Origin of the sequence: Chloroflexus sp., assembly GCF_034434295.1 — a bacterium.
Classification (GTDB): Bacteria; Chloroflexota; Chloroflexia; order Chloroflexales; family Chloroflexaceae; genus Chloroflexus.
The window spans coordinates 1-17,083 of the sequence record NZ_DAOTZQ010000021.1 but is presented as its reverse complement, the minus strand read 5'-3'; the positions used below and the strand labels follow the sequence as shown (position 1 = coordinate 17,083).

General features: G+C 54.5%; 11 protein-coding genes. 7 read left to right on the top strand and 4 right to left on the bottom strand.

Features of this window, described 5'->3' with window-relative positions; all coding sequences use genetic code 11:
* The 4 genes from VAE57_RS03675 to VAE57_RS03660 all read left to right on the top strand — a co-directional run.
* Window positions 1-3,462: Calx-beta domain-containing protein (locus VAE57_RS03675; RefSeq protein ID WP_322820550.1), on the top strand; the 3,462-nt coding region annotated here is incomplete at its 5' end.
* A 284-nt stretch (window positions 3,463-3,746) separates the two neighbouring features.
* Window positions 3,747-4,913 carry a C45 family peptidase gene (locus VAE57_RS03670; RefSeq protein ID WP_322820549.1) on the top strand — a complete coding sequence of 389 codons (1,167 nt, stop codon included), beginning with the start codon at window positions 3,747-3,749 and terminating at the stop codon, window positions 4,911-4,913.
* A gap of 821 nt (window positions 4,914-5,734) precedes the next feature.
* Complete coding sequence (trpC, locus tag VAE57_RS03665; protein ID WP_322820548.1) at window positions 5,735-6,547, top strand: indole-3-glycerol phosphate synthase TrpC; 813 nt, start codon at window positions 5,735-5,737, stop codon at window positions 6,545-6,547.
* A gap of 18 nt (window positions 6,548-6,565) precedes the next feature.
* Entirely contained in the window at window positions 6,566-6,952 is a 387-nt protein-coding gene (locus VAE57_RS03660) for a DUF4190 domain-containing protein (RefSeq protein ID WP_322820547.1), read from the top strand.
* A 178-nt stretch (window positions 6,953-7,130) separates the two neighbouring features.
* Here VAE57_RS03660 and hpf read toward each other — a convergent pair whose 3' ends face one another.
* From hpf to VAE57_RS03645, 3 genes are all read right to left on the bottom strand, one after another.
* Complete coding sequence (gene hpf, locus VAE57_RS03655) at window positions 7,131-7,724, bottom strand: ribosome hibernation-promoting factor, HPF/YfiA family (RefSeq protein ID WP_322820546.1); 594 nt, start codon at window positions 7,722-7,724, stop codon at window positions 7,131-7,133.
* Between the two features lie 282 nt (window positions 7,725-8,006).
* Window positions 8,007-8,849, bottom strand: coding sequence for an MBL fold metallo-hydrolase (locus VAE57_RS03650; RefSeq protein WP_322820545.1), 843 nt, complete (start codon window positions 8,847-8,849; stop codon window positions 8,007-8,009).
* Window positions 8,846-9,754: an MBL fold metallo-hydrolase gene (locus tag VAE57_RS03645; protein ID WP_322820544.1), complete on the bottom strand. Its 909-nt coding sequence runs from the start codon at window positions 9,752-9,754 to the stop codon at window positions 8,846-8,848. Before VAE57_RS03645 ends, VAE57_RS03650 begins: the two co-directional genes overlap by 4 nt.
* Window positions 9,755-9,906: 152 nt before the next feature.
* Between VAE57_RS03645 and VAE57_RS03640 the strand changes: the two genes are divergently transcribed.
* The 3 genes from VAE57_RS03640 to VAE57_RS03630 all read left to right on the top strand — a co-directional run bounded on the left by VAE57_RS03640 (window position 9,907) and on the right by VAE57_RS03630 (window position 13,544).
* A complete protein-coding gene (locus VAE57_RS03640) occupies window positions 9,907-10,659 on the top strand; it encodes an LLM class F420-dependent oxidoreductase (protein WP_322820543.1) in 753 nt (250 codons plus the stop codon).
* Window positions 10,660-10,848: 189 nt separating this feature from the next.
* Entirely contained in the window at window positions 10,849-12,885 is a 2,037-nt protein-coding gene (locus VAE57_RS03635; RefSeq protein WP_322820542.1) for a histidine kinase, read from the top strand.
* 2 nt (window positions 12,886-12,887) lie between these two features.
* Window positions 12,888-13,544, top strand: a complete 657-nt coding sequence (locus tag VAE57_RS03630; protein WP_322820541.1) for a response regulator transcription factor — start codon at window positions 12,888-12,890, stop codon at window positions 13,542-13,544.
* A 616-nt stretch (window positions 13,545-14,160) separates the two neighbouring features.
* Here the strand turns inward: VAE57_RS03630 and VAE57_RS03625 are convergent.
* The coding region (locus tag VAE57_RS03625; RefSeq protein ID WP_322820540.1) for a peptidase at window positions 14,161-17,083 on the bottom strand (2,923 nt) is incomplete at its 5' end.

Genomic DNA, 17,083 nt, shown 5'->3' with positions numbered 1-17,083 from the left:
GACCTGCGCCACGACGTGGCCAGTGCCAGCGATCCCATTTACAACATCCTGCCCGACCGTCTGGTGCGGGTGACGGTGACCGAGAATGATGTGGCCGGTTTGATTATTAATCCCACTTCTCTCACGGTAGCGGAAGGTGGGCCGGCGGCGACCTACACAGTGGTGCTGACCAGTGAACCGATTGCGAATGTCACCGTTACTATCGACGGCCAGGGTCAGGTGACACTGGATGGACAGGCAACGCTGACCCTCACCTTCACGCCGGGCAACTGGAATACACCACAGACTGTCACCATCCAGGCAATTGACGACCAGATCGACGAGACGCCGACCGGAGCAACCTACGATGTGACCCTGCTCCACATTCTGGGCGGCGGTGATCCAGTCTACGCCAGCCTGCCAGCGGCACCGCTCACGGTGACGATTATCGAGAACGATACTGCCGGTCTGAACATTAACCCTTCCAGCCTGACAATTACTGAAGGTATTGTGGGGACGTATGAGGTGAGCCTGACCAGCGAACCGCTTGCGCCAGTTACTGTCGTTATTGACGGCGCAGGATGGTTGCAGGTGAATGGTGGGCCAACAGCAACCCTGATCTTCGACGATTCCAACTGGAACAACCCTCAGACCGTCAGCGTGCTGGAACCGAATGTCGATCAGATTGCCCAACCACCACGCAACCGCACCATCACCCACGCCACAACCAGCGTCGACCCGGCATACAGTGGGTTGAGCGGTATCATCCTACCGGTGACTGTAAATGATGATGATATTCCGGACATTGTGATCAGCGCCACTACCCTCACCGTTACCGAAGGGGGTAGTGTGAATTACAGTGTTGCGCTGGCAACCCAGCCCACAGCCAACGTTACCGTCACCATCGACGGCCAGGGTCAGGTAACCTTGAACGGACAGGAGATCCTGAACCTGACCTTTTCGTCGGCAACCTGGAACACGCCGCAACCTGTCACTATCGCTGTGCCGGAAGATGCCATTGCTGAAGCCACCCAAACCCTTGTGATCACCCATTCGGCAAGCAGCAGCGATCCGTTCTACAATGGACTGAGCGGACCTACGCTTGATCTCACCATCAGCGACAACGACACCGCAGGATTTGTCGTCACAATACCACCGGTGCCGTTGATTGTCTCGGAAAATGGCGACGGCATCGAGTTAAGACTCCGTCTCACCAGCCAGCCGACAGCGACAGTGCAGGTCAATATCTCAGTCAGCGATCCAACCGAGGGCAGCGTCACGCCGGCGAGTGTCATTTTTGACAATACAAACTGGAATATCGATGCAATACTGACGGTCACCGGCGTAGACGATCCGCTGGAAGATGGACATCAACCGTTTACCGTCCAGCTTGAGCCGGCGGTAAGCAGCGATCCCTTCTACAACGGCCTGCCGCCGACTCCGAACAGTGTAAACGTCCTCAACCGCGACAACGAGCCGGTGCGGATTAGCATCGACGATGTCACACGGTTTGAAGGTGATAGCGGTATAACAAACAGTATCTTTATCGTGCGCATCAACCGGGTGTCGGATCGCGATATCTTGTTCGATTACACAACCACCGATGGCACTGCGCTCGCTATCCTGGATTACGGTGCTTCCGCCGGCACCCTCACCATTCCTGCCGGTTCACTCCAGGTCACGTTACCGGTGGGCGTGATTGGCGATACGCTGGCTGAAGACGATGAGTTTTTCACCGTCAATCTGAGCAACCCACGGGCCACCATGCCCGGACAGCCAGCCACCATCGTGACCGATGAGACGGTCGTCATTAGTGATGGGATAGGTGTGGGCACCATTCGTGATGATGATCCGCCGGCAGTACGTTTCGTCACCAGTGATGTTGTCGTCAATGAGAGTGCCGGTCTGGTGACACTAACTGTCACCCTGAGCCGGGCAGCCACTGTACCGGTAAGCGTTGACTACGCAACCATAAACGGTGGAACGGCTCTGCCAGGTGATGGATCAGCGCCAACGCACGACTATGTGCCGGTGAGTGGCACGCTGAACTTTGCGGTAGGAGAAACGAGTCGAACCTTCACGATCCAGATACTGAACAACGCAAGCAGCGATCAGCCATTCGAGACGATTCTGGTGAGCCTGAGCAATCCAACCGGTGCGACGTTGGGCGATCCGTCTACCGCAACTGTCACCATCGTCGATGCGACACCGGTATTGCTAACCCAAGACCCAACGGCACTGCAAACCGCCGGCCCTAACTACACAACCTTCAACTGGAACTTCTACGGCGTGAATGAAGGCGCATCAATCGTCCGCATTGACGTACCATGTGGCGTGAGCGGCCAGTTGGCGGTTGAATTACTCAGCCCGGCGATCAACCCAGCCACCAACTTCACCGATGCTATTCGAGGCACAGCGGAAAGTACCACCTTTGCGCTGTATCACATGCCGGTTGGCTGGCAGGCCGGTGATGGCTATCCACCAACTGTTGGCACTCTGGTCACCAGTGCTACCTATCTCCCCAATACTGGCGATGCCACGACCTGGGTGGCTCTACCGGGCATTCCTGGTACGACCCCGTGTGGAGTCTATTTGCTTGTCGCGAGTGTTCCAGACGATGATACGAATGGATGGGCAGTGCGCAGTGGCTGGAGTGGCAGCGGTGCGCCTACCGTCGACTTAGATGGCATACCGGGCAGCGGCGACGAGATTGTCCAGGGCATTGTACGCCAGACCTTACGCCATCCACCGGGAACGCCGTTCTGTACCACCTTCTTCCAGTATGTGGCACCAGGGCAGAGCAGTGTCGCTTTCCACAACTTCGACCTGAACGATGTTGGTAGTGCCTGGGTACGCTACTATCCACCCGGATCGGTCTACGATCCCACCGGACAGAGTGGTGGAATTGCAGGTACCGCTTCGGCTAATGGACAGTGGAATAACGGCACAACAACAACTCGTGGCGGCGACGTTATTCTTTCACCGCAGCCGGGCTGGTGGCGGATTGTCACTTGCACGAATAGCGCTACCAGTGAGAACCACTTCATTCAGGAAGGGCAGACTGGCCTACCCCTTTACCTGAACATCCCACCCACACCTGATGTGGCGTTACAGGCATCATCGGTGTCTTCGGTATCAACCGGAAATACGTTCAACCTGACTGTTGACTATACCAATCAGGCAAGTGGCATTACTGCCGGCGCCGCCCGCAACTTCCAGATCACGATCACCTTACCGAATGGGATCAGCTTTGGTAGCGGTGCGTGCGCAGGATCCCCCGGAACGTGTACCATCAGCGGCCAGACGATGACCATTGATGTCGGTTTGTTGACAGCAGGTACGGGCAACATCTTCAATATACCGCTGGTTGCCGGAGCAAATCCGGTGGGGGTAAGCCCGATTGCGGTACAGGCCACGGCCACCGACCAGAGTGGTCATCCGTATCAATGGCAAGACTATGTGATCGTGCGGATTGTACCGTGATGGCGGTGGCTGGATCAGGGAGCGTAATGTCGTAGGGTGTGGGTTTCAACCTGCTAATCATCAGGCGGGCTAACGACCTACCCAACAGTATGCAACCCTCTCCAGAATTATGTAAGGGCACGAGCGACAACCACGCTTCGTTATCTCAGATCTTGAGTGATACTGTTCATCACAGCACGGCACCAGTGGTAGGGCGATCTGCGGGTATCCACTACATCCGCGAATTCAGAGTGGTACGATAGAGAACAGCATATATCTCCATACTGAAACAGGAGCACAAACCGATGTTTCCACTTGTTACCATTACCGGTGAGCCATTTGAACGTGGTCAGCAGTACGGAGCAGCGACAGCAGCACTCATTCGCCATAGTATTGCCAGTTATGCCCGCCTGTTTGCGTATCGGCGCGGAATGGATTGGGCAGAAGTTCAGCAGGCAGCTCTGGCTTATGAACCACTGTTGCACGATATAGCGCCTGATTTACTAACCGAGATGCGAGGGATTGCGATGGGGGCTGGGCGTACTCTGGCCGAGATCATTGCGTTGAATGTACGTACCGAATTGCTGACCGGTGTCGGGGTTGGTTTTCATCATCCTGAAGCAGCGGCTGCGCTGGCCCGCAATCGAGCGGCAGGAGTTCCCCAACATCAAGAGCAACTACCACCAACACCCGCAACCAGCAGCGACGATGGTGAATGCACTACTGCTGCGGCTACCTCACCGGCTACCGCAAACGGTGGCGTCTGGCTGGCCCAAACCTGGGACTGGCAGGGTGATCAGCGCACCGCCTGTGTCTTGTTGCGTGTGAGCGGCCCTGACACACCCTCACTGCTGACGCTCACCGAAGCAGGGATGGTAGCGAAGATTGGTCTCAACGAAGCTGGCATTGCTGTTGGTCTCAACTTGCTTCGTTCCCGCACTGACGGTCAACAGCAAGGAATGCCGGTTCACGTTCTGTTACGCCAGATACTACAGTCAACCGATACCGCAACAGCGCAACGTCTGACCAGACACATCCCGGCAGCCGGTTCATCATGTATTACGCTGGCCAGTGCCGATGGCGAACTGGTCGCGCTAGAATTGACCCCTACCGGTATTGCCGAAATACCCGCTCAAGAAGGACTGTTAGCACACGCCAATCACTGCCTCGACGGAGAAACTGCTGCGGGTGAATGCCCGTTGGAGCCAACCTCAACAACGAGAGAACGGTATGGACGAGCGTGGGAACTCTTGCATGCTGCGGCGGGCCAGATTGATCTGGATGTATTGCAGACAATTCTGCGCGATCACGACGGTGCCCCCCGCTGTATTTGCCGACACCCCGATCCGCACGTTGCCGCGGTTGATCGCAATGAGAGTGTGTGCGGTGTTATCATTGACCTTCACCGACGCACAATGCATGTTGCCGCAAATATCCCCTGTCAGGCGCCGTTTGTGCCGTTCACGCTCTAAGTAGAAGGTAGGATATAGAAGACAGGAAGTGAGAAAGTAGGGGGAGCTGCAATCTGTGCGGTGCGGGTGTTAGGGGGCGTCGTAGGTAGAGAAGCGAGCCGGAGGCTCGCGCTCCCAGGATGGCTGCTGGCGCTTGCCCACCACGATGAGTCGCACAAGAATGAGCGAGAGACAGAGCTACTGCGTCCAGTAGTGGTATGCGCCCCCCACCTTCACCCGCCACCGGTACCGGATGGCGCGGGCTGTCGCTCGCTGATTCAGCGGTGCGATATGCCGTTAGCAGGGGGCACAGCGGGCTGTTGCAAGTGGTGAAGCGCGCCGGAGGCGCACGCTCCCAGTATGGCAACTGGCGTTTGTCCACCACGATGGATCGCTCAACGATGCAACGTGACAGTAGATTGTGGGTCACGATTTTTACAAAACCAGGTTTGATATGACCCCTATTGTGCAAGGCCACACCCGTTACCTTTCCATCGCATACCTGGTACCGGCACACGATAGTTACTGATCGACAATCTTGCGCAACCTTGCAGGTACGAAGCAAAGCAGGGTTTGCAAGTATGGCTTTCAATCTTCATAACAAACGTGGTGTGCAAGAGGCAGGAAAATTACCCGGCGTGGGGTTCCGTTCCTGAAGATAAGTTCTGCAACTGACAGAGGTTCTGCAACCGGGCATACCTGTCAGCAATCGCTTGTGATTGATGATACAATAGATGGCGGTTACCGACTACGTTCATACTCATCAGCACTAAGAGGTATTGCCAGTCACGCCTCGTATACGAGCTGAAGCAATTGACGGTACATGCTACCAGGGACAACCCATGAGTGAACCAACCATTCTGGAACGGATATTAGCCCACAAACGAGTGGAAGTACGTCGTCAACAAGCCAAAATCCCCCTTGCTGCCCTGCAAGAACGGATTCGGCATGCACCACCGATTCGTGATTTCGCCGCTGCACTGCGCCGGGCACCGGCAACTGCCCTCATCGCCGAAGTCAAGAAGGCCTCACCCAGTCGTGGTGTGTTGCTGGCCAACTTCGACCATCTGGCCCTGGCCCGTACCTACGTGGCCAACGGTGCGGCGGCATTGTCGGTATTGACCGATCAGCGGTTCTTTCAGGGAAGTCTAACCTACCTGGCCGGTATTCGTACCCTGCCCGACATTCAGACAACGGGCACGCCCTTGCTTCGGAAAGATTTCATCATCGATCCGTATCAGGTCTACGAAGCGCGTGCCTACGGTGCTGACGCCATTCTGTTAATTGTGGCTGCACTCGATGATCAGACACTGGCTGACCTTTTCACCCTGACCTATGAACTGGGAATGCATGCCCTGGTAGAGGTACACACTGTCGCCGAGTTAGAACGAGCACTACGCCTCCAGCCAGCAATCGTTGGGGTGAACAACCGTGATCTGCACCGTTTCGTGACCGACCGCACGACAACCCGGAACGTAGCAGATCATCTGCCAACAGGAACGCAACGGCCATTGTTGGTCAGTGAGAGCGGTATTTTTACCCCTGACCACGTTGCCGAAGTGCGTGGCTACGGTGCCGATGCGATCCTGGTCGGAGAGGCATTAGTGACAGCACCGGATATTGGGCTTCAGGTGCGAACACTGGCGACCGCATAACAGCAAGGAGAGTTTACCGTGCGACGATGTCCTGCCTGTGGGTATCCTGTGACTGGTACAGAACGATTTTGTCCAGCTTGTGGTCACAGGTTGTCCTCAATCGAGAGCAGCGTAACACCGGTCATCGACACGACAACCCCGCTACTGCCGGCCCAAAACAGCCGACTGGCGATTGCCAGTCTCATCTGTGGAGTAATGACCTGGATTCTCTTTTTTGTCCCATTATTCCTGGCCATTCCGGCTGTCATTTGCGGCCACCTGGGGCACAGAGCAATTCAGCGCGGGAACGGCATCGTCACCGGCAAGGGGATAGCCTTGATCGGAATGGCGTTAGGATATGCGCATCTCGTGCTCACCGGGCTGGCACTGTGCGTACTGCTGATCGTCCTGGTGCTAACGGTATAAATGCAACGACGATAGATAACGCTATCTCACCACAAGGGCAGAGGCCATACAAAGGCCGAACACACATATTGTCAGTCGATGTTCCTTTCACATAAACAATGCGTGCGGAAGAATTGCTTCCACACGCATGTGATTACCCGATACTGAAGAGCACGCTGCACCGGGCTAACGGTTGGTATTAGCCAACTTCAGGAATAATCACACCATAATTCCCATCACGCCGTCGATATAGCACGCTGACCTGCATCGTTTCGGCATCCTGGAAGACGAAGAAATTGTGACCGAGCAATTCCATCTGCTCAATCGCATCGTCAACGAACATCGGACGGAGACGGAAGGTTTTGGTGCGAATCACCCTGGCCTCTGATTCAACCTCAGTTGGGGTGGCAAGAGCTGCCGCCTCTGCTTCGGCGATAGCAACCTCTTCCGCCGGGGTCAACCCATTGGGAGCACGCCGTTGGTCACGGCTTCGCCGCCAATACTTGTCTTTGTAGCGCGCAATCTGGCGTTGAAGCACCTCCTGTACTTCATCAATCGCGGCATAGAGATCGGGTGAGCGCTCTTCGGCACGCAGAATTACGCCGTGCTCGGCAACCAGTGTCGTCTGCACACGATAGACCTCACCGGCATTGCGTTGTTGTTCGTGTTGGACTTCGACAGTGATACTGGTAATGCCGTGAAGATAGCGCTCAAGTTTAGAGAGCTTCTCTTCGATGTGTGCCCGCTGACGATCCGAGATTTTGCCGTTGCGGCTCTTGATGGTCAGTTCCATCGATCTCCTCCATCCGCTGTTGCCCACCTTTAGCAGGGGGCGGGGCGATAAAAAAACAACCCGGCCCCCGCCATGGAGCACGGCGAGGACCGAGCTATTTCTCAAAAGGCAATGATTTGCGAAATTGTCAGGCCGACCTGAAGGGTCATAGGGCCTCGCTTCCTGCAGAAACGCTACTACGATGTAGCACCAACGTCGCAACCTTTCTCGTATTCTACTACGCCACTAGCCGTCACGCAAGACACGAACAGTGAGAAACTGTTTACCATGCGATATATTTACTCACACCACCAGCTCCATCCCTTCTGCGGCAGCGATCAATTGTAGCGAGCTACCTTGCGCGGCTAACATCTGCCGAAAGTGATCAACAATCGCATCAAGTTCATCATCGGTGCGTGTCGGGGCGTGATGAAACAGCAACAGGCGCTCAACGTCAGCAGCCTGAGCCATCTCGATAGCATCTTCAATCCGGCTATGACCGTAATCCTCTACCTGCTCATCACGTAGATAGGGAGTACTGTGAATAAGGACATTGGCCTGTTTGGCAAAGGCAATCGCGGCTTCACGAATACCACGCTTACTATACCGGACATCGGTGATGTAGACCAAAGCCCGCCTCCCTTCTTCCAGGCGGTAAGCCCAGATTGGTGAATGGGGACGATATGATAGGGGCATTGCCCGAATGGTGAGTTGACCAACAATGAATGGCTCGGTTGAAATAGGCGTAAACCGATGCGTGGCACCGATATGAGCCAGTCCAAACACGGGTGAGTAAACCGGTGACAGCATGCCATCGTAGACCATTTGCAGAGATCCACGAGTGCTATCAGGGCCGTAGATATCGAGACGATTACCGGGAATATGCACAACGCCGGGAAAGGGCAGGCCGAGAATATGATCCCAGTAGGTATGGCTGATCAACAGAGTCAGTGTGCCACGGCCACGACCGAATTCACCCTGCATCAACTCATCACCCAGCATGCAGAAGCCAGTTCCAGTATCAAGAACAATGAGTTCACCGCGTTCACCGGTAACTGAGGTACAACAGGTATTACCGCCATAGCGCAACATCGCTGCATTCGGTGTCGGTACATACCCGCGTACTCCCCAGAAACGAACCTTCATGGCTTCCTCACTAACTCCATACCCTCAAATGCAGCAGAGACGATTAATCCCGGTATTGCGGCTACCTGCTGCTCGGCAACGATCTGATCCAACTCAGCATCAGTACGGTGAGGGTCATGGTGAAACAGGATCAACTGACGCACCTGGGCTGCTTCAGCAATTTCACGTGCCTGAGAAGCACTGCTATGACCCCAATGGGGAAAACGGGCATATTGGGCATCGGTAAACTGCGCATCGTAAATTAACCAATCGGCACGATACGCCAGCTCAAGAATCGCTTCTTTCATTACCGCCAGTTCACGCAACTCGCTCTGACTGCGAGCAGTGGGCTGGCCAGTCCACTCGATACGTTGCTCGCCGAAGAGCACCGTATGAAACGGCCCTGTGTCGGGAATAAACGTCAGCACACCCTGATCGGTCTCGAGCCGATAGGCCAATGCTCGATAGGGATGATTCGCGAGAGCCGTTCGTATCCGAACCGGCCCTAACTCAAAACAATGACCGGCACCGATCTCGAAGAAGTTAATCTGAGCACGCAGATCATCGAGGGTGAGTGGAAGCAGAGGATCACTCAATGCACCAGCCAGGGTTGTACGCAGACTCGACTGAGTACGGGCCAGACCATAGATATCAATTTTTGAATTCGGGTCAAACAGGGGGGCAAAGAACGGAAAACCTATGATATGATCCCAATGAGTGTGAGTAATTAAGAGATCGAACCGGTTCGGTGGAGCATACAATTGCCGAAGAGCTTCCCCCAACATGCGCAGACCGGTACCAGCATCAAGAATAATATGGTGGCCTTCGGCTTCTACTTCGACACACGTTGTGTTACCACCATAGCGCAACATACTGGCGTTTGCAACCGGGTATGATCCTCGTGTGCCCCAAATACGAACTCTCATCAATGCACCTGTACAATATTATGTCGTATTAACGCAACCAGGTGCGCCACACTATGCAGCACTGCAACACACAGTTTACAGCATAAACGCAATTTGTGCAGGCTTTTTAAGTGTCATTTTGTTTATCGCCGCTTCACCAGAAAGGGAAAAAGATGTCTCGTTTTCGTGTTGGCGTTCAACTTCCTCCACAACACACCACGTGGGAATCGTACCGGCAAGCTGTTCAATATGCCGAATCAATTGGTTGTGACACGATCTGGAACTGGGATCACTTTTTTCCTCTCTACGGGCCGCCAGATGGTCCACATTTCGAGGGCTGGACACTTCTGACGGCAATGGCTGTTATCACCCAACGGGTCGAGGTTGGATGTCTGGTCACCTGCAACAGCTATCGTAATCCAGCCTTACTCTCGAACATGGCAAAGACCGTTGATCATATCAGCGGCGGACGACTCATTCTTGGGCTGGGTGCAGGTTGGTTTGAACGAGATTATACGACGTTTGGCTACGAATTTGGGACGGCTGCCGACCGTTTGCGCGCACTTCGTCAGGCGTTGCCGATTATTAAAGAGCGATGGGCTGCCGATCAACCACCACCATTGCGCCGCATTCCAATCTTGATCGGCGGTGGCGGTGAAAAGGTCACCCTGCGCATTACTGCTGAACACGCTGACATCTGGCACGGCTTCGGTCCGATTGAAAATTTTAAGCGGAAGAATGCCATTCTCGATCAGTGGTGCGAACAGATCGGACGTGACTCGGCAACCATCGAGCGCAGTGTGTCACCGCGAGCTGGTGAGCCGATTGAACCATACCTTGAAGCCGGTGCCACTCACATCATCATCGGCATGGGCGAACCGTGGAACTTCGCACCGGTTGAGGGGCTGCTGAAACTGCGCGGCTAGAAGTTGATATAAATTACATAACCTGTATCACGTCGGGCGAGGTAGACGAAGGAACGATTTTCGCCTGCCTCGCCCGACAGGTTTTTGCAGGCCAACCAACGCTGCAATCCTCAACCGAAGAGCGGCTATGGGTGACCCGTACAACCTGGATTGCACGAATGGTTTGCACGATGTGATACACTTCATGGTATGAAACACCGCATATCGTCATTCGTGCAAGCCGTCGTCTCCCGTTATCAGCGAGCAGCATTAGCGTTTCTTGTGCTGCTCTCGCTGGTAGTGCTGGTTGTTGCTTTGAGCGCTCTGAGTGACCCGGTACTGCGGACGGCCTGGCCCCGACTGATCGGTATGCTGGCCTGTTTAGTGGGTATGGTCGGGCTGGCATGGATTACACCCCTGCGCCTCCTGACCGTATGGGGACAGGTGATACTGATTGGTCTCGAGCTGGCCGCTGCGGCCGGTGCGCAATTACTATACCCAACACCTTTGATTGACTATATCTATCTCATCCTGGTTCTACAGGGCATTATGCTCTTCCGGCCATGGTTGTGGGCAATAATGGCCGTCGGCATTTGGATGATCTGGGCAATGGTACGTTACCGCCTCTCGCACGACCTGATTGGATGGCTAGAAAGTAACCTCGCGATAGCTTTCCCCGCTACCTGCGCTATCATTGCCGCCTTTATCTATGCCCGGCATCTCCGGCGCAGCGAACAGGTTCAGCAGATGCTACAGCAGATGCAGCAGCGCTCAGCAGCTTTCTCGACATTTCTCCGCGACGTTCAGCAGCGCGTGGCTCACGAAGAGCGGCAGCGATTGTTGCACCTGCTGGCCGACGAAGTTCAGCAGGCATTGGCGCAGGCCGAACAAAGTATCGCGGGTGCGCTGGCGGTTGCCCAAACCAACTTACATCGCTTACATGCAGTGCTTGATCTGCCACGTGCCGCTGCCGCAACTGCAATTGATCGCCTGCGTAGCGCAGTCACTGCTCTCCGTTTCCAGAGTGATGATACCCGGCAACCAGCACGACTGGCACTGGACAATACGTTAGAGGAAACCCTGATCGCGCCCCGCCCATACTCTGTGCTGGCCTGGCTCCTACCATCGCTCTTCGTCAGTCTTTCGGTAGGCCTGGCCCTCATCCAGCCCAATCCACTCTCGCTGCCAGCCTTGCTCTGGCTGGTAGTACTCGGTGGCCTGCTGATTGTGGCCAGTGCCTGTACCCAACACGTTCGACAGACCATCTTTATCCAGATTGGCCTGGTAGTGCAAACGCTGACCATTACATTGATGGCGGCAGTGACCAATCTGATACCGCTTCTCTGGGGATTGCTGTTGGTAGCATGGCAAATGGCTAGCCGCCTTTCAACCCTGCAATTGATCTTCTTCGGCAGCATCTTTCCACTGCTTTTGCTGGGGATCGGTTTCTGGCAGTCACTAACCCTTGATGCCGCCACCATCCTCGGCCTCGGCGTTGCACTGGCGCTGGTAGGGGCACCGCTCATCCTGGCCCGTTATCAGTTGCGGCGGCGTCAGCAGGTTGAATGGCAAATGCAACTACTCTCTGCCGAGATGCAGCAGCAGGCAAACGAGATTCAGACGATTACGATTGCAGCAGAACGATCACGCTTTGCCCGTGAAATGCATGACGATCTGGGTTCAAAACTGGTCTTAATTAACCTCGAACTCCAACTGGCCGCCGATCTGGCTGCTGAAGACCCGGCAGCCGCCCGTGACCATCTGGCTCATAGCCGGGAATTGCTGCACAGTGCCTGGCAAAGCCTGCTGGCAGTAGTTGACGCTGATTTATCCATCCAGCCTGAAGATCTGACGCAGAATCTGCACCAGTTGGTACGTCAATGTGCCCAGAGTACAGGGATTACAGTTGAATTGAACCTTCACGGCGACATTAATCAATTACCTGCTCCGGTAGCACACTGTGTCTATCGGGCTGTGCAAGAGGGCTTGACCAACGCTTGCAAGCATGCCAGTGCCGATACAATTATCGTTTACGTCAGTACTGAAGGTGGTTACGTGGTTGTAACCGTCACCAATAATGATCGTTCGGACCAACCACGATCACACATCGATCTGGGGAGCGGAAGTTTTGGGCTGGTTGGATTACGAGAACGGGCAGAGTTACTGGGAGGCGGGATCGAAGCCGGTGCATTACCAACAGGAGGCTGGCGGTTACGGCTAGTGCTTCCAATTGACCACGAGGAATAACGATGACGATCCGCGTTCTGATAGTCGATGATCAGGCTCTCATTCGCACCGGTATCGCGACCTTGCTGTCGCGCAAAGCCGATATTGAAGTTGTTGGTCAGGCCGGGAATGGGCGCGAGGCGCTTGAGCTGGTTGCAGCACTCGATCCTGATGTTGTGCTCATGGATGTGATGATGCCGGTCATGGATGGAGTAGAAGCGACGCGAAAACTTGCCGAACGCGGCCCACGTCCGACAGTAATTATGTTAACTACCTTCCACGATGATGAACGGGTCCTGCAATCAATCGCTGCCGGCGCTCGTGGTTACCTGCTCAAAGATGTCGATCATCGAGTATTGGCCGATAGCATTCGCACCGTTGCCAGCGGCGGTGCGCTGATTCATCCGCAGATCACTGCGCAATTATTGCCACGTCTGGCCAGTCTGGCTCCTACACCGGCCGCCGCTTCCTCAACACCACCCGATGTTACCGCTCTCCTCACCCCACGCGAGCGCGATATTCTGCGGCTACTGGCCCAAGGCTATACCAATCAAGAGATTGGCGAACAGCTTGCGCTGAGTGTGGGAACCGTTAAGAATCATCTAAGCGTGATTTTCGCCAAGCTAGCTGTACGCGACCGCACCCAGGCCGCGCTCTGGGCACGAGAGCATTTGTTGTAGGTATGGGGATCGAGATCGTTCACATACCGCCAGTGCAGAACCTGTTTCGTAAGAGCGATGAGGAGTCTATCCATAGTATCCACATCCGCAACCAGGAACCCTAGCACCGCATGCGCAACGACATCATCCATCGCGATGGTAATGTTAGTGGGAACACGCAACGTCTGTAGGAGGCTGCTGGAATGATTCGGAAGGGGCGGGTTCAGAACCCGTCCCTTCCACACACGCTAAGCGTTAAGAGTTATTTCTTCTGGTTTACGATGATCTGCGGGGCGCAGGTGCAGTATGCTTTGCAGGTGCTCGCATTTCCAGGATATATCGGTCGTCTACGACGATAGCACGCTCGCAGGTGCAGCGCGAGGGTAATGAGCGTACCATGACTTTAAACCAGATGTGATATTACCTCATATTCGATGACCGAGTGATACCCGGCAATGCTCAAGATTTGATATTACAGCGAGAGAACGTAAGGAGAACTGGGGGCAGCAGGACTTCTCTACACTGCAACCTGCAACGACCTGAGTTCTCCTCACCATAGCCATCGTACAATCTTTTCAAGCCCAATGGAGCTTAGCGTAACACGACACCAGACTCGCACCTCCAATCAACATTGCCCCTACTCGTGCACTAATTTCGCTGCCTCCTGGGAGACGAGAGGTAGATACAACTGACCATCTATCACACTGCCACCGACAGAAGAAGCCGATTGATTACGATTAACCACCGGCAGGAAGATCTGATACGTCGGTGGAGTAAACTGCCCTTTTGCCGTGTACATCACCGAATTGCCGGCCTGATCAATCGCTGTGATGATGAGCCGTACATCAGGCCAGGGTCGTGGTACGCTGGCCGTCCAGCGGCGTGGATTCTGGCTATCCTGCGAGAAAGTGAGTGGCGTCCAGGTCACATCATCATCGGCAAGATAAACGCCTGTTACCGTGACCTGCGGATTGGTGGGATTGTCTGGATCGCTGACGAAGACCTCGATCAGGGTTGAGACACTTTGCAGGTTTACATCCTGACCGGCGATGCGTACCCGCTCAATGACAGGTGGCACCTGGTCGTTAAGCGCTTCTTCAGCATTATCGGCTTGTGGATCAGTGTAGAGTACCTGGAAGACAAGCTGCGTATAGGTGCGCAACGTACCGGTAACACCATCGGTCGCCCGGAACTGGGCAGCGGTACTGATCAGGGTGTCACGAGGGCCGTTAGAACCCTCGGTACGACTATAGCCGAAGAAGCGATCAGGCACCCAGAAGCCAATCCCGGCGCTGAAATCGGGTTCAATCGTCGTGGTGATCAACGGCTCAAAGGTTTCAGTCACGATCTGTGTAATCGTCGGATTGAAATTATTCACCGTATTGTACTGACCACCTACAAAGATAACATCACGCACCATCAACGGTTCGCGACTATCATCGTCGTCACTACCCGACAACGCGGTGATGTCGTAGGCAAAGGCGGGTAATCCCGGCATGCCGATCAGATTGTTATCAAGGATTGTGACCGTCGGCGTAACGTTGAAGGTGCTGGCAAGTAAGAACGTATCGCTAATCGTAAAGTTGCTGGCATTCAGCCGGATACGCTGACCGCTGCGGGTCGGTTCGAGATAGTTAGTGTCATAGTTGATAGTAAAGGTTATCGTGCGGGTGAGTTGACTACCGGCCACCGGCATGGGTGCGGTACGGTCACCGGCGGGCAGCTCAGCATTCAGGTCTTCGACCGGTGCCGACAATGGGTTATCCACGAAGATGCGCTTCCACGGTAAACCGTAAAGGGTGGTGATTGCCAGTACCTTGTAGTCGTAGGCATTGAGGCCAAGTGAGGTGCGCAGATAGCGGAGCTTCGCATTGACCAGCGCCTCGCCAATACTGCGTCCCACGTAGGTTTCACCGTTTGCTGCCATCGGATCGGGGCGCACCTCATTTCGCACCAGCTCTTGCGTCAGCAACGCAGCCAAACGTTCACTGTAATCCACGCCATCAAGTGTCCCATAGCCATAGCCGGTATTCCCGATCCAGTTACCAGCGTGGCGATTGAAAGCCTGGGCAAAATCGGCAGCGTAGAAATCGATACGCGGCCCAAGTGATTGATCGATGGCAAAATACGGCACATTGTACCCGCTATGACAGCCCACTGAGTAGTAGAGCGTGTTGTAGAAAAAGCCAGGACAAATAGAAGGATAGAAGTCACACGAGCTAGACGGGATAGCGGATGTAAATCCTGAAGAATAGCCCACCGACAGAATGCGATCGGCAGGGAAGTTAGGATTCCCGATACCACTCACAGCCGGGATCAGTTGCCAGTGATCAAAGTGAGCATTGAGCGAACTGACGAGGGTCTGAGTATCAGAATAGAACTCCAGAGGAGAAGAAAAGAAGCCCGGCGTGTCGAGCGGTTGTTCGAGCCATTCGGCTTCAAACTGCGCACGATTCCAGGCGTTATTGTTTATAACCCGCTTGGTGACGCTGACACTGGTTGCCTGCTGCAAGGTGCGCGAGATTGCGTTAGCCCCGTCAATCAAGAAATCGTAGCCGGTGATGGACAGGCTGCGTGGGTAATAGAAATCCTCGCGCAAATATATATTCTCCTCCCCCCATCCGGGCACGTTGCGACGCAGAAAATCGGCAATCTCGGAGGGTCTTTCAACAATCCGGCCTACAGCCAGCCGCGGCACGAAGAGCGGAAATCCGTAAAAGCGGTAGGGTCGGTCGGCGCCGTAAGGGTTATCACTGAGCAGCATGCGGTTGCGCAATGCCGCACCGAGTGGATTGTTGGGAGAAATAAGACTCGCACCGTTCGTATTCGGATCAATCGTCTTCAAATAGTCGAGGTAATCGGCTTCGTTGGCAATCGTTGTCAGATCGGGCAAACGGAAGAAGGGGATGATCTCATCCCCGCCGACCAACACGATATTACGCACATTCGGGTATGGTGTTATCTGTTCATTTTCATTACCCGGACTGGAGTCGTTATTGGCTCGCATCCGGTAGCGAACCCGCACATCTCTTGAACGACCATCTCCAGCAGGTGCGGTAGCCGCTTCGATCACATGGTCAATGATCTGGGCCAGATAATTCGCATAAAGCGGATTGGATTGATTAGCCGGTTGCGACCAGTCGTTGAGCAATTGATTAAACGGCAGCGTACCAGTAATAACTTCCAGGTTTGCCAGATCGATGACGGCACCTTTTTCCAGGATCAGGGCATTTTCAGACACACCCCAGACCAGTTGCGTAAGCCCGGAATAACCAGTGGGTGAAGAGAGGGTTGTCGTAATCACATTAATTGCCGTAAGTTCATCAGGGTACAACCCCTGCATCCGAGCGGAATTGATGATATAGAGGGTGGTAACCTCAGGATCAACAATATCGGTCAGAAACTGCACATGCGGTGCCGGCCCTAACGATTGCAATGTGCTCCGCTCGAGCGTAATGGTGAGTCGGTACGGTTGTGAGCTGGTTTCGCCAGCGTTGGCAGGAGCAACCGCGACAAAATAGCGCCCCGGCTGCCAGACAATGGTTTCAATCTGCTCGTCA